The organism is Pseudomonas sp. LAIL14HWK12:I7, assembly GCF_000483465.1.
GTDB classification, from domain to species: Bacteria; Pseudomonadota; Gammaproteobacteria; order Pseudomonadales; family Pseudomonadaceae; genus Aquipseudomonas; species Aquipseudomonas kermanshahensis.
Genome location: NZ_AXYZ01000004.1, coordinates 499,101 through 518,787, shown reverse-complemented (window position 1 = coordinate 518,787; position 19,687 = coordinate 499,101). Strand labels below are relative to the sequence as shown.

Here is a 19,687-nt window from a genome sequence, read left to right as displayed (position 1 = left end):
GGGCCCCGATCTCAAGGGTTAGCCGTTAGAGCAACCGTTCCCCATCACGCGGTATTCAAGAATGTGCTTCTGGCCCTGGGAGTCCTCGTAGGTCATGCGGGCGGGCACGACTTCACAGACGTTGGGCACTTCGCTCATGGAGATGACGCGGGCAATGTCCAAGTGCTGCGAGTAACTGTACTGTTCAACCGGAATCTGCTCGGCATCGTTTGCTTCGCCGGCCATTGCCGCGCCGCAAAGACTGCCAAGTACCAATACCAGTAACGCTTTCATTTTCTATTTACCTGTCTAAGGTCGTGAGGGGGTGCGCGGCGCTTGTGGCGCCGCGAGTGCTGCTAGTTTTAACGATCGGGATTAAGCGGGTGATTAACGCTTGCCTTCGTGGGGGCTGTTGCCAGAAGTTAATCGCCTTGCCGTTGTTGGCGAGATGAATTCTAGGCAGGTGGCAACCGCTGAAACAGTGGGACTTTTGATAAAGTGTTTTGACAGAATCTGTAACAATCACGCGAAAAAAACTGCGATTCTTTCTGCCCAGGGCTGCGAGCCGCGTGCTAGAGCGCTTTGCTCGTACGTCAGTACCAAAATCTGCTGCTTTACTACCAACGTCGAATGGCTTTTGCCGCTCTGGTACAGTTACAAACGGTTCCATACAAAAACAACTATTACACCGAGGTAACACAGATGAGTGCGGCTCCACTGTATCCCGTTCGTCCCGAGGTTGCGGCTACTACCCTGACCGACGAGGCCACCTACAAGGCCATGTACCAGCAATCGGTGATCAACCCGGACGGCTTCTGGCGCGAGCAGGCCCAGCGTCTCGACTGGATCAAGCCGTTCACCAAGGTCAAGCAGACCTCGTTCGATGACCACCATGTCGATATCAAGTGGTTTGCCGACGGCACTCTGAACGTTTCCTCCAACTGCCTGGACCGTCACCTCGAAGAGCGTGGCGACCAACTGGCGATCATCTGGGAGGGCGACGACCCTTCCGAGCACCGCAACATCACCTACCGCGAGCTCCACGAGCAGGTCTGCAAGTTCGCCAACGCCCTGCGCGGCCAAGACGTGCACCGTGGCGATGTGGTGACTATCTATATGCCGATGATCCCCGAGGCCGTGGTCGCCATGCTGGCCTGTGCCCGCATCGGTGCAATCCACTCGGTGGTGTTCGGCGGCTTCTCCCCTGAGGCGTTGGCTGGCCGAATCATCGACTGCAAGTCCAAGGTGGTGATCACCGCCGACGAAGGTGTGCGTGGCGGGCGCCGTACGCCGCTCAAAGGCAACGTCGACCTGGCGCTGACCAACCCTGAGACCAGCAGCGTGCAGAAGATCATCGTGTGCAAGCGCACCGGTGGCGATATCGCCTGGCACCAACACCGCGACATCTGGTACGAAGACCTGATGAAAGTGGCCTCCAGCCACTGCGCGCCGAAAGAGATGGGCGCTGAAGAAGCGCTGTTCATCCTTTACACCTCCGGCTCCACCGGCAAGCCCAAGGGCGTGCTGCACACCACCGGGGGTTACCTGGTTTACGCCGCGCTGACCCACGAGCGCGTGTTCGACTACCGCCCAGGTGAAGTCTACTGGTGCACCGCCGACGTTGGCTGGGTCACTGGTCACAGCTACATCGTCTACGGCCCGCTGGCCAACGGCGCCACCACCTTGCTGTTCGAAGGCGTGCCGAACTACCCGGACATCACCCGTGTGTCGAAGATCGTCGACAAGCACAAGGTCAATATCCTTTACACCGCACCGACCGCAATCCGCGCCATGATGGCCGAAGGGCAGGCTGCGGTAGAGGGTGCTGATGGTTCCAGCCTGCGCCTGTTGGGTTCGGTCGGCGAGCCGATCAACCCCGAAGCGTGGAACTGGTACTACAAGACCGTCGGCAAGGAGCGTTGCCCGATCGTCGACACCTGGTGGCAGACCGAGACCGGCGGCATCCTGATCAGCCCGCTGCCGGGCGCCACTGGTCTCAAGCCGGGTTCGGCGACCCGTCCGTTCTTCGGCGTGGTGCCGGCGCTGGTGGATAACCTGGGCAACCTGATCGATGGCGCTGCCGAAGGCAACCTGGTGATTCTCGATTCCTGGCCGGGCCAGTCGCGCTCGCTGTATGGTGACCACGACCGCTTCGTCGACACCTACTTCAAAACCTTCCGGGGCATGTACTTCACCGGCGACGGCGCGCGCCGCGACGAGGATGGCTACTACTGGATCACCGGGCGCGTGGACGACGTGCTCAACGTGTCTGGCCACCGCATGGGGACTGCCGAGATCGAAAGCGCCATGGTTGCCCATTCCAAGGTTGCCGAAGCGGCAGTGGTGGGCGTGCCGCATGACATCAAGGGCCAGGGCATCTATGTTTATGTCACCCTCAATGCCGGCGTGGAGCCTAGTGAACAATTGCGCCTGGAGCTGAAGAACTGGGTGCGCAAGGAGATCGGCCCGATTGCCTCGCCGGATGTGATCCAGTGGGCGCCAGGGCTGCCGAAGACACGTTCGGGTAAGATCATGCGGCGTATCCTGCGCAAGATCGCCACGGCGGAATACGGCTCGCTGGGTGATATCTCGACCCTGGCCGACCCGGGTGTGGTGCAGCATCTGATCGACACGCACAAGGCCATGAACCTGGCTACGGCCTGATGCTATGAGCGGGGCTGCCTTGCAGCCCTATCGCCGGCAAGCCGGCTCCCACAGGGGGTGCAGAGTATTCAGGAGCACCGCCGAACCTGTGGGAGCCGGCTTGCCGGCGATTGGACTGCAGCGCAGTCCCCTCCAAGTAGAAACCCCGCACGGGCAACCGGCGGGGTTTTTTGCTTTACTGTTACCCGACATTCATCGGTAACTCTTCTGTCACCGATTACGCACAGGCGCGGGGCGAGCGGAAACAGTTATGACCTGTTTCGGTGCGTTCGCCGAGCCATTTTCTGCAACACAGCACGCTACACTTGCCGTCGTACAAGGCTTTGCGAATAATAGGCCCAGTAATTGCTAGGTCTATAGGTTATTTTCCTTGCGCCTTTGCATGTTTTGCAATGGCTGTCAACATCGCCCGCAGTGGTTTCAAGCGCTTCTGTAAGTAGTTGTCGCTTTGAAGAAATATCGACTACCGGGCTGTCGTTAAAATGCCACTCACTCGCTCGTGGTCTGCGGCCTTGGTCGAACCCTGCGCGGCTCGCGTTGTACCCATTCGCATATCGGGCAGTTGTTACCCTGCCTTGTATTGCCCCGTACCGATGGAGTTACCTGATGAAGAAGCTCGCACTGCTTGGCGCCCTGGCGCTGTCCGTGTTTTCCCTGGTGTCGCAGGCCGATGAAAAACCGTTGAAAATCGGCATCGAAGCCGCTTACCCACCCTTCGCCTTCAAGCAGCCGGACGGCAGCATCGCCGGTTTCGACTACGACATCGGCAATGCCCTGTGTGAAGAGATGAAAGCCAAGTGCACCTGGGTCGAGCAAGAGTTCGACGGCCTGATCCCGGCACTGAAGGTGCGTAAGATCGACGCTATCCTGTCGTCGATGTCGATCACCGAAGACCGCAAGAAATCGGTCGACTTCACCAAGCGCTACTACCTGACCCCAGCGCGCCTGGTCATGAAGGAAGGCACCACCGTCAGCGATAGCCTCAACGAACTGCAGGGCAAGAAGATCGGCGTGCAGCGTGGCTCGATCCATGACCGCTTCGCCAAGGAAGTACTGGGCGCCAAAGGTGCCACCGTGGTCCCTTACGGCACCCAGAACGAAATCTACCTGGATGTCGCGGCCGGTCGCCTCGATGGCACCGTGGCTGATGCCACCCTGCTGGAAGATGGCTTCCTGAAGACCGACGCTGGCAAAGGCTTCGCGTTCGTAGGCCCCGCATTCACCGACGCCAAGTACTTCGGTGACGGCATCGGCATTGCCGTGCGCAAGGGCGACAAGGCCAACGTCGACCGCATCAACGCGGCCATCGACGCCATCCGTGCCAACGGCAAGTACAAACAAATCGAAGCCAAGTACTTCAATTTCGATATCTACGGTCCAGACTCGAAGTAAGACGTCGGGTTAAACCTGTGCAATGGTGCAAACAGCAGAGGCTCTGAGGTTTGCACCATTTTTCATTCTCTAGGTCGAGGACCTCATCATGTTGAAAGGCTACGGGGCAGTCATCCTCGACGGGGCGTGGCTGACGCTGCAGCTCGCCCTGTCGTCGATGGCCCTGGCCATCGTGCTCGGCCTGATCGGTGTGGCGCTGCGCTTGTCGCCGGTGCGCTGGCTGGCTTGGCTGGGCGATATGTATGCCACGGTCATCCGTGGTATTCCGGACTTGGTACTGATCCTGCTGATCTTCTACGGCGGGCAAGACATCATCAACCGGGTAGCGCCGCTGCTCGGTTACGAAGACTACATCGACCTGAATCCGCTGGCGGCGGGTATCGGGACCTTGGGCTTCATTTTTGGCGCCTACCTGTCGGAAACCTTCCGCGGCGCCTTCCTCGGCATCCCCAAGGGCCAGGCCGAAGCCGGCGTGGCTTACGGCATGAGCAACCGTCAGGTGTTCTTCCGCATCCAGGTGCCGCAGATGATCCGCCTGGCCATCCCGGGCTTCACCAACAACTGGCTGGTGCTGACCAAGGCTACGGCGCTGATTTCGGTGGTCGGCCTGCAGGACATGATGTTCAAGGCCAAGCAGGCGGCGGACGCTACCCGTGAACCCTTCACCTTCTTCCTGGCGGTGGCGGCCCTGTACCTGGTGCTGACCAGTGTCTCGCTGCTGGCGCTGAAGTATCTTGAAAAACGCTACTCGGTAGGCGTCAAGGTGGTTGAGCTATGATCTTCGACTACAACGTGGTGTGGGAGGCTATGCCGCTGTACTTGGGCGGGTTGCTGACCACCCTGAAGCTGCTGGCGCTGTCGCTGTTGTTCGGTTTGCTCGCGGCGATTCCGCTGGGGCTGATGCGGGTGTCCAAGCAGCCGCTGGTGAACCTCACCGCTTGGCTGTACACCTATGTGATCCGCGGTACGCCGATGCTGGTGCAGTTGTTCCTGATCTACTACGGCCTGGCCCAGTTCGAAGCGGTGCGCGAGAGTATCTTCTGGCCGCTGCTGTCCAGTGCGACCTTCTGCGCTTGCCTGGCCTTTGCCGTCAACACCAGCGCCTACACCGCAGAAATCATCGCCGGCAGCCTCAAGGCCACGCCCCATGGCGAGATCGAAGCGGCCAAGGCCATGGGCATGTCGCGCTTCAAGATGTACCGCCGCATCCTGCTGCCCTCGGCCTTGCGCCGGGCATTGCCGCAGTACAGCAACGAAGTGATCATGATGCTGCAGACCACCAGCCTGGCGTCGATCGTCACCCTGATCGACATCACGGGTGCGGCGCGCACGGTCAATGCCCAGTACTACCTGCCTTTCGAGGCCTACATCACGGCGGGCGTGTTCTACCTGTGCCTGACCTTCATCCTGGTGCGCCTGTTCAAGATGGCCGAACGCCGCTGGCTCGGCTACCTGGCGCCGCGCAAGCACTGACCGCTTTGTGAGAATCGACAGCATGTACAAACTCGAAGTCCAAGACCTGCACAAGCGCTATGGCAGCCATGAAGTGCTCAAGGGCGTGTCCCTGGCGGCCAAGGCAGGCGATGTGATCAGCATCATCGGCTCCAGCGGTTCGGGCAAGTCAACCTTCCTGCGCTGCATCAACCTGCTGGAGCAGCCCCACGCCGGCAAGATTCTGCTCAATAACGAAGAGCTGAAACTGGTCGCCGGCAAAGATGGCGCGCTCAAGGCGGCCGACGCGCGCCAGTTGCAGCGCATGCGCTCGCGCCTGTCGATGGTGTTCCAGCATTTCAACCTGTGGTCGCACATGACCGCGTTGGAGAACGTCATCGAAGCCCCCGTGCACGTGCTTGGGGTGAGCAAGAAAGAAGCCCTGGAAAAGGCCGAGTACTACCTGGCCAAGGTCGGTGTGGCCCACCGCAAGGATGCCTTCCCGGGGCACATGTCCGGTGGTGAGCAGCAGCGCGTGGCGATTGCCCGTGCCCTGGCCGTGGAGCCTGAGGTGATGCTGTTCGACGAGCCGACCTCGGCCCTCGACCCCGAGCTGGTGGGCGATGTGCTCAAGGTCATGCAGGCGCTGGCCCAGGAAGGCCGGACCATGGTGGTGGTGACCCACGAGATGGGCTTTGCCCGCGAGGTGTCGAACCAGTTGGTGTTCCTGCACAAGGGCCTGGTCGAAGAGACCGGCTGCCCGCGCGAGGTGCTGGCCAACCCGCAATCGGAGCGGCTCAAGCAATTCCTCTCCGGCAGCCTCAAGTAAAAGTAGGCTGCATCTTTGCACCAGGATAGGGCATGCTGCGCAGCGAGCGCAGCCTGACCCTGTGCCACTGACGTGAACGCCCCCCAAGGTTTCGGACCGCACCCTATGACCACCCAGCGAATCGGTTTTCTCATCTGGCCCAGCACCAAGCCCTTGACCCTGGCGCTGGCCGAGGAAGTGTTGCAGGTGGCCCAGCGGGTGCATCCGGATGTGGTCTACGACTTGGCGTTTCTGCAGGCCGAGCCGGCGGTAGAGGGCGCTTGGCGCCTGCCGGGCGAGCCGTGGAATGGCCGCCTCGAAGGGTGCCAGAAGCTCTTGTTGCTGGCCGACGAGCCGCCGCAGGCCGTGGGTTCGGTGCTGTCGACTGCACTCAAGCAACTGGCGCGCAGTGGTTGCATGATCGGTGGCTTGTCTGCCGGTGTGTATCCGCTGGCGCAGCTTGGCCTGCTCGACGGTTACCGCGCGGCGGTGCACTGGCGCTGGCAGGATGATTTTGCCGAGCGCTTCCCCAAGGTCATCGCTACCAGCCACCTGTTCGACTGGGACCGCGACCGCCTGACTGCCTGTGGTGGTATGGCAGTGACCGACCTGTTGCTGGCCGTGCTGGCGCGTGATCATGGCGCGGAGCTGGCGGGGGCGGTGTCCGAGGAGCTGGTGGTCGAGCGCATTCGCGAGGGCGGCGAGCGTCAGCGCATTCCGTTGCAAAACCGCTTGGGCTCCAGCCACCCCAAACTGACCCAGGCTGTGCTGCTGATGGAAGCCAACATCGAAGAGCCGCTGACCACCGACGAGATCGCCCAGCATGTGTGCGTGTCGCGTCGGCAGTTGGAGCGAATCTTCAAGCAGTACCTGAACCGCGTGCCTAGCCAGTATTACCTTGAGCTGCGGCTGAACAAGGCGCGGCAGATGCTGATGCAGACCAGCAAGTCGATCATCCAGATCGGCTTGTCGTGCGGGTTCTCTTCGGGGCCGCATTTTTCCAGTGCCTACCGTAACTTCTTTGGCGCGACGCCGCGGGAAGATCGCAACCAGCGGCGTAACAGCAGCCCGTTCGAGTTGAGCTCGGCGCCGGCGGAAAAGGGCTGAGATTCTGGTTGGGTTCGGGCGAATGCCTTGGGGGTGAGGGTGGCGCTCGATCTCCCAGGCGCCGCTAAACTATCGGCGTACGCCCAAAGGCACCGAATCCCTTGTGAACACCCGTTCACCCAGCCATCCACTCCCGTTACACTGCGCGATTGCGACAGTGTTTGTCGCATTGCCGAAAGCCTGGGTAAAACAGGGTTTTGCGCTGTAACAAGTTGTCGCTTGGCCGCAAGGACAGGCGCTGATCAGTCCTTACAATCCCCCCATCGCTCGCCACTTCCAGGCCAGCGTTCCTCTTCAGGAGACTCAGATGTCCGTTGAGCAAGCCCCGGTGCAACGTGCCGATTTCGACCAGGTCATGGTTCCCAACTATTCGCCGGCGGCCTTCATTCCTGTCCGAGGCGAGGGTTCCCGGGTTTGGGACCAGTCGGGTCGCGAGCTGATCGACTTTGCTGGCGGTATCGCCGTCAATGCCCTGGGTCACTGCCATCCGGCACTGGTCAAGGCGCTGACCGAGCAGGCCAACACCCTCTGGCACGTGTCCAACGTCTTCACCAACGAGCCGGCCCTGCGCCTGGCGCACAAGCTGGTAGACGCGACCTTTGCCGACCGTGCCTTCTTCTGTAACTCTGGCGCCGAGGCCAACGAGGCCGCCTTCAAGCTGGCCCGTCGCGTGGCCCATGACCGCTTCGGCCCTGAAAAGCACGAAATCATCGCCACCGTGAACAGCTTCCACGGGCGTACTCTGTTCACCGTCAGCGTCGGTGGCCAGCCGAAGTACTCCGATGGCTTCGGGCCGAAGATCACCGGCATCAGCCATGTGCCGTACAACGACCTGGAAGCACTGAAAGCACAGATTTCCGACAAGACCTGCGCCGTGGTGATCGAACCGATCCAGGGCGAAAGTGGTGTGGTCCCGGCCGACAAGGCGTACCTGGAAGGCGCACGCAAGCTGTGCGATGAGCACAATGCCCTGCTGATCTTCGACGAAGTGCAGACCGGCGTTGGCCGTACCGGTTCGCTGTACGCCTACCAGCACTACGGTGTAACCCCGGATATCCTGACCAGCGCCAAAAGCCTGGGTGGCGGCTTCCCAATCGGCGCCATGCTGACTACCACGGAGCTGGCAAAACACCTGGCCGTCGGCACCCACGGCACCACCTATGGCGGTAACCCGCTGGGTTGCGCCGTTGCCTGCGCCGTGCTGGACGTGATCAACACCCCTGAAACCTTGGCCGGCATCAAGGCCAAGCACACGCGTTTTAAAACCCGCCTGGAGCAGATCGGCCAGCAGTACGGCCTGTTCTCCCAGGTGCGTGGCGTCGGCCTGTTGATCGGTTGCGTGCTGACCGACGCCTGGCAAGGCAAGGCCAAGGACGTGCTCAACGCCGCCGAGAAAGAAGGTGTGATGGTGCTGCAGGCCGGCCCGGACGTGGTGCGTTTCGCGCCTAGCCTGGTGGTCGAAGACGCCGACATCGATGAAGGCCTGGACCGCTTCGAGCGCGCCGTGGCCAAACTGACCCAAGGCTGATTCGCCTGCGGTCCCTTCGCCGGCCCTTAGCGGGCCGGCGATAGCTGAATTCCAGTGCGGGCGCGTGCTTGCCGTTTCAATCACGCGCCCGCCGTTTTTTCGTGCCGTCACGAACGGCCCGCTTTACCAAAGGAGTGACACCATGCTGGTGATGCGCCCCGCGCAAATGGCTGACCTGAACGAAGTGCAGCGCATGGCTGCCGACAGCCCCATTGGTGTCACCTCGCTGCCGGACGATACTGCCCGTCTGGGCGACAAGATCGCCGCGTCGGAAACCTCCTTCGCCGCCGAGGTAAGCTTCAATGGCGAAGAAAGCTACTTCTTCGTACTCGAAGACAGCGACACCGGCAAGCTTGCCGGCTGCTCGGCCATCGTCGCCTCGGCCGGTTACTCCGAGCCGTTCTACAGTTTCCGTAACGAGACCTTCGTGCACGCCTCGCGCGAGCTGAAGATCCACAACAAGATCCACGTTCTCTCGCTGTGCCACGACCTGACTGGCAACAGCTTGCTGACCAGCTTCTACGTGCTGCCCGAATTGGTCGGCAGCGGCTGGGCCGAGCTCAACTCGCGCGGCCGCCTGCTGTTCATGGCCTCGCACCCGGAGCGCTTTGCCGATTCGGTGGTGACCGAGATCGTGGGTTACAGCGACGATCAGGGCGAGTCGCCCTTCTGGGATGCCATAGGCCGCAACTTCTTCGACCTCAACTACGCCCATGCCGAGCGCCTGTGCGGGCTGAAGAGCCGTACCTTCCTGGCCGAACTGATGCCGCACTACCCGATCTACGTGCCGCTGCTGCCCGACGAAGCCCAGGAGGCCATGGGCCAAGTGCATCCGCGGGCGCAGATCACCTTCGACATCCTGATGCGTGAAGGCTTTGAGACCGAGCACTACATCGACATCTTCGACGGCGGGCCGACCTTGCACGCACGGGCTTCGGGCATCCGCTCGATTGCCCAGAGCCGTGTAGTACCGGTCAAGCTGGAGGAAGCCCCGGCCAAGGGTGGGCGCCCGTACCTGGTGTGCAACGGCCAGTTGCAGGACTACCGCGCGGTGTTGCTGGAGCTCGACTGGGTGCCCGGCAAACCGGTCAGCCTGGGGCGCGACGCGGCCGAGGCCCTGGGTGTCGGTGAGGGTGCAAGCGTGCGGCTGGTTGCCGTGTAAGGCGTGAGCCTGCGCAGGCAGCTCGAAACAGCAAGCTCGAAACGAAGCGTTTCGCGGTGGCAGAGGTCGCCGCTCAAGGAGATAGCATGATCGTTCGTCCCGTACGCAGCAGCGATTTACCCGCGCTGATCGAATTGGCTCGCAGCACTGGTACCACCGGGCTGACCACGCTGCCAGCCAACGAAGAGCGCCTTGGGCATCGCGTGGGCTGGGCCGAGAAGAGCTTCCGTGGCGAAGCCGAGCGGGGCGATACCGACTACCTGTTCGTGCTGGAAAACGACGAGGGCCTGGTGGTGGGCATCAGTGCCATCGCCGGGGCCGTTGGCCTGCGTGAGCCTTGGTACAACTACCGGGTCGGGCTCACCGTCAGCGCCTCGCAGGAGCTGAACATCTACCGCGAGATCCCCACCCTGTTCCTGGCCAACGACCTGACCGGCAACTCCGAGCTGTGCTCGTTGTTTTTGCGCAGTGACTACCGTTCCGGCCTCAATGGCCGCTTGCTGTCGCGGGCGCGGATGTTGTTCATCGCCGAGTTCCCGGAGCTGTTCGGCAAGAAGATCATTGCCGAGATGCGCGGCATGTCCGACGAGCAGGGCCGCTCGCCGTTCTGGGAAAGCCTGGGCCGCCACTTCTTCAAGATGGAGTTCAGCCAGGCCGACTACCTGACCGGGGTGGGCAACAAGTCGTTCATCGCCGAGCTGATGCCCAAGTTCCCGCTGTACACCTGCTTCCTCTCCGAAGCCGCGCGCAACGTGATCGGGCGTGTACACACCGACACCGAGCCTGCGCTGGCCATGCTCAAGCAGGAAGGTTTCAACTACCAGGGCTATGTCGACATCTTCGACGCAGGCCCCGCCATCGAGTGCGAGACCGCGAAGATTCGTGCCGTGCGCGAAAGCCAGACCCTGGTGCTGGCGGTCGGTACCCCGGGCGATGACGCCACCCCTTACATCATCCACAACCGCAAACGCGACGACTGCCGCATCACGGCCGCGCCTGCACGCCTGGCGGCTGGCACCCTGGTGGTCGACCCGCTGACCGCCAAGCGCCTGCGCATGGGGGCTGGCGACAACGTGCGTGCCGTGCCGCTGTCGGCAAGCCGGGAGGCCCAGTAAATGACTACGCATTACATCGCCGGCCACTGGCAGGCCGGCCAGGGAGCACCCCTGCAATCGCTCAATCCCGTGACCCAGGCCGTTGTCTGGGGCGGGCAGGGCGCCGACGCCAGCCAGGTTGACGCCGCCGTGAAGGCTGCGCGCCAGACCTTTCCGGCCTGGGCGCAGTTGAGCCTGGAGGCACGTATCGATGTGCTGGAAAAGTTTGCCGAACAGCTGAAGCAGCATGCTGAAGCGCTGGCGCATTGCATCGGCGAAGAAACCGGCAAGCCGCTGTGGGAATCGGCGACCGAAGTCACCAGCATGATCAACAAGGTGGCGATTTCGGTACAGAGCTACCGTGAGCGCACCGGTGAAAAAAGCGGCCCACTGGCCGATGCCACGGCCGTGCTGCGGCACAAGCCCCACGGTGTGGTGGCGGTGTTCGGGCCCTACAACTTCCCCGGCCACTTGCCCAATGGGCACATTGTGCCGGCACTGCTGGCGGGCAACTGCGTGGTCTTCAAGCCCAGCGAGCTGACGCCCAAGGTGGCCGAACTGACGGTCAACTGCTGGATCGCCGCTGGCCTGCCTGCCGGAGTGCTCAACCTGGTCCAGGGCGCGCGTGAAACAGGCGTGGCGCTGGCGGCCAACCCGGGTATCGACGGGTTGTTCTTCACCGGCTCCAGCCGCACTGGCAACCTGTTGCACCAGCAGTTCGCCGGGCGCCCGGACAAGATCCTCGCGCTGGAAATGGGCGGTAACAACCCGTTGCTGGTGGACGAGGTCAAGGACCTGGACGCTGCGGTGTACACCATCATCCAGTCGGCCTTCATTTCTGCTGGCCAGCGCTGCACCTGTGCACGACGCCTGCTGGTGCCGCAAGGGGTGTGGGGCGATTCGTTGATCACACGGCTGGTCGAGGTGTGCAAAAGCATCACCGTTGGCGCTTTCGACCAGCAGCCAGCGCCGTTCATGGGTTCGGTGATTTCGCTGCAGGCAGCACAGGCGCTGATCGCAGCCCAGGCCGAGCTGGTGGGCAAGGGCGCCGTGAAGTTGCTGGAAATGACCCAGCCCGAGGCTGATGCCGCGTTGCTGACACCGGGCATTCTCGATGTCAGCGCCGTTGCCGACCGCCCGGACGAAGAGTTCTTCGGCCCGTTGCTGCAGGTGATTCGCTACGCCGATTTCGAGGCCGCCATCGATGAGGCCAACAACACCCAGTACGGCCTGGCCGCCGGGCTGCTGTCCGACTCCCGCGCCCGTTACCAGTACTTCTGGCTGCGCAGCCGGGCGGGCATCGTCAACTGGAACAAACAGTTGACCGGCGCTGCCAGCAGCGCCCCGTTCGGGGGTGTCGGCAACAGCGGCAACCACCGCGCCAGCGCTTATTACGCGGCCGACTACTGCGCTTACCCCGTGGCTTCGCTGGAGACCGCCAGCCTCGCCTTGCCGGCAACCTTGACGCCGGGCGTCACCCTATAACAAACGGTCTCGGAGCCTAGCCGATGAAATCCTATGAAGTGAATTTTGATGGCCTGGTGGGGCCTACCCACAACTATGGCGGCTTGTCTTACGGCAATGTGGCTTCGCAAAGCAACAGCCAGCAGGCGTCCAACCCGCGGGAAGCGGCGCGCCAGGGCCTGGCAAAGATGAAGGCCTTGGCCGACATGGGCTTCAAGCAGGGCGTGCTGGCCCCGCAGGAGCGCCCGGACGTGGCTGCGCTGCGCCGCCTGGGCTTCTCCGGCAACGATGCCGAAGTGATCCAGCGCGCCGCCAAGGAGGCCATGCCGTTGCTGGTGGCCAGCTGCTCGGCCTCGAGCATGTGGGTGGCCAACGCTGCCACGGTCAGCCCCAGTGCCGACACCGCCGATGGCCGCGTGCATTTCACCGCTGCCAACCTCAACTGCAAATACCACCGCAGCATCGAGCACCCGACCACCAGCCGTGTGCTGGGGGCGATGTTCGCCGATGACAAACACTTCGCCCACCACGAGGCATTGCCGGCGGTGGCGCAGTTCGGTGACGAGGGCGCGGCCAACCACACTCGCTTCTGCCGCAGCTATGGCGAGGCGGGCGTTGAATTCTTCGTCTACGGCCGCAGCGCCTTCGACAGCCGCTACCCTGCGCCGCAGAAGTACCCGGCGCGGCAAACCCTGGAGGCGTCCCAGGCCGTGGTGCGGCTGCACGGCCTGCGCGACGACGGCGTGGTCTACGCTCAACAGAACCCGGCAGTGATCGACCAGGGCGTGTTCCACAACGACGTGATTTCGGTGGGCAACGGCGAGGTGCTGTTCTACCACGAGGACGCCTTCCTCGAGACCGATGCGGTGCTTGGCCAGCTGCAAGCTAAACTGGCCAACAAGGGCGGCAACTTCCAGGCCATCCGTGTGCCGCGTGCGGCGGTGGCAGTAGACGACGCCGTGCGTTCGTACCTGTTCAACAGCCAGCTGCTCAGCCGTGACGACGGCTCCATGCTGCTGGTAGTGCCGGAAGAGTGCCGCAGTAACGAGCGCGTCTGGGCCTACCTGGAACAACTGACCCAGCAGGGCGGCCCGGTCAAAGAGGTCAAAGTGTTCGACCTCAAGCAGAGCATGCAGAACGGCGGAGGCCCTGCTTGCCTGCGTCTGCGCGTGGCATTGAAGGAATCGGAACTGGCGGCGGTGAATCCAGGCGTTATCATGACCGCGCCGCTGTACGACACCCTGCTGCAATGGGTCGACAAGCATTACCGCGATCGCCTTGGCGAAGCGGAGCTGGCCGATCCGCAACTGCTGGTCGAATGCCGTACGGCACTGGATGAGTTGACCCAGATTCTGAAATTGGGTTCGGTCTATCCGTTCCAACGCCAACCTTGAAGAGAGACTAAGTAATGACCGATGCCCTGCGCCTGATCCTCGAAGACGAAGACGGCACCCAGCTGGAAACCTCCTGCACCCGTTTTGCTGTGGTCTGGCAAGGCAAGGAAGTGTGGATTCAGCAGGACGGCCGCGGCCAGTTGCTGATTGGCGTGGATGTCGATGAAAACGACACCGAGTATGCCAACCTGCTGCTGCGCCCGATGGCCACCAACCTGGTCAGCCTGCAGCTGGAAATGGAGCTGGCTGAAGCCGCTGATGGCGACGATCACGTCCATGGCCCTGATTGCGGCCACCACCACTAAGGAAGTGCCTATGCTCGCCCTCGGCAAATTGCTTGAGCTGACCTTGACCGATCACGAACCGGCCGAGAAGACCCAAGTTACACCCAAGGGCGTGCGTTTGCGCTGGCTGGGGGAGGGCGCCCTTGAGGTGCGCCCGCCCGAGCATGAGGACAGTGGGCTCGACCTGCTGCTGTCGGCCGGTATCCATGGTAACGAAACGGCGCCGATCGAGTTGCTCGAGCGCCTGTTGCATGGCGTGGCCAATGGCAAGATCAAGCCGCGTTCGCGGGTGTTGTTCCTGTTCGGCAACCCGGCGGCCATCCGCAAGGGCGAGCGCTTCGTCGAGCAGGACATCAACCGCCTGTTCAATGGTCGCCACGAGCTGTCCAGTGGTTTCGAGGCGCTGCGCGCCGCCGAACTTGAACAGTTTGCCCGGGTGTTCTTCAGCAAGCCGGGCCGCCCCCGCCTGCATTACGACCTGCATACCGCAATCCGTGGCTCGAAGATCGAGCAGTTTGCCCTGTACCCCTACAAGGAAGGGCGCAAGCATTCCCGCCGGGAGCTGGCGCGCCTGGCCGCAGCGGGTATGGAGGCCGTGCTGTTGCAGAGCAAGTCGTCCATTACCTTCAGCGCCTTCACCTACGAGCAGCTCGACGCCGAGGCGTTCACCCTGGAGCTTGGCAAGGCGCGGCCGTTTGGGCAGAACGAGCAGGTCAACCTCGACAAGCTGGAAGAGCGCCTGATCCAGATCATCGAAGGCACCGAGCCTGAGACTGAAGACTCGCTGGAGGGCTTGAAACTGTTCAGCGTCGCCCGCGAGATCATCAAGCACAGCGAGGGCTTCCGCCTGCACTTGCCGGCGGATATCGAAAACTTCTCCGAGCTGAGCAAGGGTTACCTGCTGGCCGAAGACCTGGCCGAAATGCGCTGGGTGGTCGAGGAGGAGGGCGCGCGGATCATCTTCCCCAACCCCAAGGTAAAAAACGGGCTGCGCGCGGGAATTCTGGTAGTACCGGATTCGGGCCAGCGCCTAGGCTGAATACCGCCCTTGTAAGAGCAGCCTTGTGCTGCGAAGCGGCCAGTGCAAGCACAATGAATGCTCGCTGATTACACTGGCCGCTTCGCAGCACAAGGCTGCGCCTACCGGAAATGCAGGATTATTGGATCCTGTTTCACCATGAAAACCTTTTAATTCACCGTCTATTCCATTTTCCCTTCCCTTCGGCCGTAATGGGCTTGCCAGTGGCGAAAGGCTGCAATTAGCATCCGATCATGTCATTTTCGTTTGCAACCGCCTGAAAACCGTCTATTCGACGTTTTCCATCGCATAAACACACTGCACCGAGTTTGCAGGACCGATATAATGCGGCCCTTTGCCGTCGTTTCGTCGACGCGTTTGCCCATCAGGGCCGCCGTTTCCGTGGAAGAACCTATGAAAAGCGCAGAAATCCGTGAAGCCTTCCTTCGCTTCTTCGAAGAGCAGGGACACACCCGAGTTGCCTCCAGCTCCCTGATCCCGGGCAATGACCCGACCCTGCTGTTTACCAACGCCGGCATGAACCAGTTCAAGGACTGCTTCCTCGGCCAGGAAAAGCGCGCCTACACCCGCGCCGTCAGCAGCCAGAAATGCGTACGCGCCGGTGGCAAGCACAACGACCTGGAAAACGTCGGCTACACCGCGCGTCACCATACGTTCTTCGAGATGCTGGGCAACTTCAGCTTCGGCGACTATTTCAAGCGCGACGCGATCACCTACGCCTGGACCTTCCTGACCTCGGACAAGTGGCTGAACCTGCCGAAGGAAAAGCTCTGGGTCACCGTCTACGCCACCGATGACGAAGCGTACGACATCTGGACCAAGGAAATCGGCGTGCCGGCCGAGCGCATGGTGCGCATCGGTGACAACAAAGGCGCCCCGTACGCGTCCGACAACTTCTGGACCATGGGCGATACCGGCCCGTGCGGCCCTTGCACCGAGATCTTCTACGACCACGGCGCCGACATCTGGGGCGGCCCACCCGGCTCGCCGGAAGAAGACGGCGACCGCTACATCGAGATCTGGAACAACGTCTTCATGCAGTTCAACCGCACCGCCGATGGCGTCCTGCACCCGCTGCCTGCCCCCTCGGTAGACACCGGCATGGGCCTGGAGCGTGTCAGTGCGGTACTGCAGCATGTTCACTCGAATTACGAGATCGACCTGTTCCAGAACCTGCTCAGCGCCGCGGCCAAGGCCATCGGTTGCAGCAATGACAGCCAGGCGTCGCTGAAAGTGGTCGCCGACCATATCCGTTCGTGCGGCTTCCTGATCGCAGACGGCGTGCTGCCGTCCAACGAAGGCCGTGGCTACGTGCTGCGCCGCATCATTCGCCGCGCTTGCCGCCACGGCAACAAGCTGGGCGCCAAGGGCAGCTTCTTCTACCAAGTCGTTGCCGCACTGGTGGCCGAGATGGGCGAAGCCTTCCCAGAGCTGAAGAGCCAGCAGGCGCATATCGAGCGCGTGCTCAAGGCTGAAGAAGAGCAATTCGCCAAGACCTTGGAGCAAGGCCTGCGCATCCTTGAGCAGGACCTGGCGCAACTGCAGGGTGACGTGGTGCCGGGTGACGTGGTGTTCAAACTGTACGACACCTACGGCTTCCCCATGGACCTGACCGCCGACATCGCCCGCGAGCGCGAGCTGACCATCGACGAAGCCGGTTTCGAGCGTGAAATGGACGCTCAGCGTGAGCGTGCGCGCTCTGCCAGCGCCTTCGGCATGGACTACAACAGCTTGGTCAAGGTCGACACTGCCACGGACTTCCTGGGCTACACCACCACCGAAGGCCAGGCCAAGGTCATTGCCCTGTACAAGGACGGCCAGGCCGTCGAGCAGTTGGGCGAAGGCGAGCAGGGCGTGGTGATCCTCGACCGCACGCCGTTCTACGCCGAGTCCGGCGGCCAGGTGGGTGACAGCGGCTTCTTGCAGGCCGGCGCCGTGCGCTTTGACGTGCGCGATACCACCAAGACCGGCGGTGCCTTCCTGCACCACGGTGTGGTTGCCAGCGGTGCATTGAGCGTGGGTGCCGAGGTCGAGGCCAAGGTCGACGCCGACGTGCAGCACGCCACCTCGCTGAACCACTCGGCCACTCACCTGCTGCACGAAGCGCTGCGCCAGGTGCTGGGCGATCACGTACAGCAGAAAGGCTCGCTGGTCGACAGCCAGCGCCTGCGTTTCGACTTCAGCCACTTCGAGGCGGTCAAGCCAGAGCAGATCAAGGCCCTGGAAGACATCGTCAACCGTGAAGTGCGCCGCAACACCGAGGTGCTGACCGAGGTGACCGACATCGAGACCGCCAAGCGCAAAGGCGCCATGGCCTTGTTCGGCGAGAAGTACGGCGATACCGTGCGCGTGCTGAGCATGGGTGGCGACTTCTCGGTGGAGCTGTGCGGGGGTATCCATGCCAAGCGCACTGGCGATATCAGCCTGTTCAAGATCATCAGCGAAGGCGGCGTGGCCTCTGGGGTACGTCGTATCGAAGCGGTTACCGGCGCGGCTGCGCTGGCCTACCTGAACGCTGCCGAAGAGCAGGTGAAGGAAGCCGCGCAACTGGTCAAGGGTAACCGTGACAACCTGATCGACAAGCTGTCGGCGGTGCTCGAGCGCAACCGTCAGCTGGAGAAGCAGCTGGAACAGCTGCAGGCCAAGGCCGCCAGCGCCGCCGGGGATGATCTCTCCAACGCGGCCGTTGAGGTCAAGGGTGCCAAGGTGCTTGCCGCTCGCCTGGATGGGCAAGATGGCAAGGCCTTGCTGGCCCTGGTCGATCAGCTGAAGAACAAGCTCGGCCACGCAGTGATCCTGCTGGGCAGTGAGCATGAGGGCAAGGTCGTGCTGGTGGCCGGCGTGACCAAGGACCTCTCCAGCCAACTCAAGGCTGGCGATCTGATGAAACAAGCCGCTGCGGCAGTGGGTGGCAAGGGCGGTGGCCGTCCGGACATGGCACAGGGTGGCGGCGTCGACGTCGCTGCGCTGGACCAGGCCCTGGCGCTGGCCGTGCCGTTCGCAGAGCAGGGACTTTGAGATGAGGGGGCCGGCGGTCTAGTCGCCGGCTCCTTCATGTTGGATTGTTTTTTGGGGCCCTGTATGGGCTGAGGCACCATTGAAATGGCGTTGATCGTACAGAAATTTGGCGGCACCTCTGTCGGTTCCATCGAGCGGATCGAGCAGGTAGCCGAAAAGGTCAAGAAACACCGTGAGGCGGGCGACGACCTGGTGGTCGTGCTGTCGGCCATGAGCGGTGAAACCAATCGCCTGATCGATCTGGCCAAGCAGATCACCGATCAGCCGGTTCCGCGTGAACTGGATGTGATCGTGTCGACCGGTGAGCAGGTCACCATTGCCCTGCTGACCATGGCCTTGATCAAGCGTGGTGTGCCAGCGGTGTCCTACACCGGTAACCAGGTGCGCATTCTGACCGACAGCTCGCACAACAAAGCCCGCATCCTGCAGATCGACGACCAGAAGATTCGCGCCGACCTCAAGGAAGGGCGTGTGGTCGTGGTTGCAGGTTTCCAGGGGGTCGACGAGCACGGCAGCATCACCACCCTCGGCCGTGGCGGCTCCGACACCACCGGCGTAGCCCTGGCGGCGGCGCTCAAGGCTGACGAGTGCCAGATCTACACCGATGTCGATGGCGTCTACACCACTGACCCGCGTGTGGTGCCGCAGGCACAGCGCCTGGAGAAGATCACCTTCGAAGAGATGCTGGAAATGGCCAGCCTCGGTTCCAAGGTGCTGCAGATCCGTTCGGTGGAGTTCGCTGGCAAGTACAACGTCCCGCTGCGCGTGCTGCACAGCTTCAAGGAGGGTCCGGGTACCCTCATTACCATTGATGAAGAGGAATCCATGGAACAGCCGATCATTTCCGGTATCGCCTTCAACCGTGATGAAGCCAAGCTGACCATTCGCGGCGTGCCGGACACCCCGGGCGTGGCCTTCAAGATCCTCGGCCCGATCAGCGCCTCGAACATCGAGGTCGACATGATCGTGCAGAACGTGGCGCACGATAACACCACCGACTTCACCTTCACCGTACACCGCAACGAGTACGAGAAGGCGCAGAACGTGCTGGAAAACACCGCCCGCGAAATCGGTGCCCGTGAAGTGATCGGCGACACCAAGATCGCCAAGGTCTCGATCGTTGGCGTTGGCATGCGCTCCCACGCAGGTGTTGCCAGCCGCATGTTCGAAGCCCTGGCCAAGGAGAGCATCAACATCCAGATGATCTCCACCTCCGAGATCAAGGTTTCGGTCGTGATCGAAGAGAAGTACCTGGAGCTGGCCGTACGCGCGCTGCACACCGCGTTCGAACTGGACGCTCCTGCCCGACAGGGCGAGTAAGGC

The 19,687-nt window shown here is 62.2% G+C and carries 16 protein-coding genes; 15 read left to right on the top strand and 1 reads right to left on the bottom strand.

What is annotated here, in order from left to right; all coding sequences use genetic code 11:
- Positions 1 to 18 precede the first annotated feature (18 nt).
- Positions 19 to 273 carry a DUF2790 domain-containing protein gene (locus D886_RS0106350; RefSeq protein WP_027593091.1) on the bottom strand — a complete coding sequence of 85 codons (255 nt, stop codon included), beginning with the start codon at positions 271 to 273 and terminating at the stop codon, positions 19 to 21.
- A 408-nt stretch (positions 274 to 681) separates the two neighbouring features.
- Here D886_RS0106350 and acs point away from each other — a divergent pair, with 408 nt between their 5' ends.
- The 15 genes from acs to D886_RS0106275 all read left to right on the top strand — a co-directional run bounded on the left by acs (position 682) and on the right by D886_RS0106275 (position 19,684).
- Positions 682 to 2,643: an acetate--CoA ligase gene (acs, locus tag D886_RS0106345; RefSeq protein ID WP_027593090.1), complete on the top strand. Its 1,962-nt coding sequence runs from the start codon at positions 682 to 684 to the stop codon at positions 2,641 to 2,643.
- A gap of 606 nt (positions 2,644 to 3,249) precedes the next feature.
- The gene (locus D886_RS0106340) at positions 3,250 to 4,035 is read left to right on the top strand and encodes an ABC transporter substrate-binding protein (RefSeq protein ID WP_027593089.1); all 786 of its coding nucleotides are present in this window, start codon (positions 3,250 to 3,252) and stop codon (positions 4,033 to 4,035) included.
- A gap of 88 nt (positions 4,036 to 4,123) precedes the next feature.
- Entirely contained in the window at positions 4,124 to 4,813 is a 690-nt protein-coding gene (locus D886_RS0106335) for an ABC transporter permease (protein WP_027593088.1), read from the top strand.
- Positions 4,810 to 5,508, top strand: a complete 699-nt coding sequence (locus tag D886_RS0106330; RefSeq protein WP_027593087.1) for an ABC transporter permease — start codon at positions 4,810 to 4,812, stop codon at positions 5,506 to 5,508. The genes D886_RS0106335 and D886_RS0106330 overlap by 4 nt, the downstream gene beginning before the upstream one ends.
- A gap of 22 nt (positions 5,509 to 5,530) precedes the next feature.
- Positions 5,531 to 6,295 carry an arginine/ornithine transport ATP-binding protein AotP gene (gene aotP, locus D886_RS0106325; RefSeq protein ID WP_027593086.1) on the top strand — a complete coding sequence of 255 codons (765 nt, stop codon included), beginning with the start codon at positions 5,531 to 5,533 and terminating at the stop codon, positions 6,293 to 6,295.
- 105 nt (positions 6,296 to 6,400) lie between these two features.
- Entirely contained in the window at positions 6,401 to 7,381 is a 981-nt protein-coding gene (gene argR / locus D886_RS0106320; RefSeq protein ID WP_027593085.1) for a transcriptional regulator ArgR, read from the top strand.
- 307 nt (positions 7,382 to 7,688) lie between these two features.
- Complete coding sequence (locus D886_RS0106315; protein WP_027593084.1) at positions 7,689 to 8,909, top strand: aspartate aminotransferase family protein; 1,221 nt, start codon at positions 7,689 to 7,691, stop codon at positions 8,907 to 8,909.
- A 142-nt stretch (positions 8,910 to 9,051) separates the two neighbouring features.
- Complete coding sequence (aruF, locus tag D886_RS0106310; RefSeq protein ID WP_027593083.1) at positions 9,052 to 10,071, top strand: arginine/ornithine succinyltransferase subunit alpha; 1,020 nt, start codon at positions 9,052 to 9,054, stop codon at positions 10,069 to 10,071.
- Between the two features lie 86 nt (positions 10,072 to 10,157).
- Positions 10,158 to 11,186: an arginine N-succinyltransferase gene (astA, locus tag D886_RS0106305; protein ID WP_027593082.1), complete on the top strand. Its 1,029-nt coding sequence runs from the start codon at positions 10,158 to 10,160 to the stop codon at positions 11,184 to 11,186.
- Entirely contained in the window at positions 11,187 to 12,650 is a 1,464-nt protein-coding gene (astD, locus tag D886_RS0106300; RefSeq protein WP_027593081.1) for a succinylglutamate-semialdehyde dehydrogenase, read from the top strand.
- A 23-nt stretch (positions 12,651 to 12,673) separates the two neighbouring features.
- Positions 12,674 to 14,023 carry an N-succinylarginine dihydrolase gene (gene astB, locus D886_RS0106295; RefSeq protein ID WP_027593080.1) on the top strand — a complete coding sequence of 450 codons (1,350 nt, stop codon included), beginning with the start codon at positions 12,674 to 12,676 and terminating at the stop codon, positions 14,021 to 14,023.
- 14 nt (positions 14,024 to 14,037) lie between these two features.
- Complete coding sequence (locus D886_RS0106290) at positions 14,038 to 14,328, top strand: hypothetical protein (protein WP_027593079.1); 291 nt, start codon at positions 14,038 to 14,040, stop codon at positions 14,326 to 14,328.
- Positions 14,329 to 14,338: 10 nt separating this feature from the next.
- On the top strand, positions 14,339 to 15,346 hold the full coding sequence (gene astE / locus D886_RS0106285) for a succinylglutamate desuccinylase (protein ID WP_027593078.1): 1,008 nt from the start codon (positions 14,339 to 14,341) through the stop codon (positions 15,344 to 15,346).
- A 393-nt stretch (positions 15,347 to 15,739) separates the two neighbouring features.
- On the top strand, positions 15,740 to 18,364 hold the full coding sequence (alaS, locus tag D886_RS0106280; RefSeq protein WP_027593077.1) for an alanine--tRNA ligase: 2,625 nt from the start codon (positions 15,740 to 15,742) through the stop codon (positions 18,362 to 18,364).
- A gap of 84 nt (positions 18,365 to 18,448) precedes the next feature.
- On the top strand, positions 18,449 to 19,684 hold the full coding sequence (locus D886_RS0106275) for an aspartate kinase (protein ID WP_027593076.1): 1,236 nt from the start codon (positions 18,449 to 18,451) through the stop codon (positions 19,682 to 19,684).
- Positions 19,685 to 19,687: the final 3 nt, after the last annotated feature.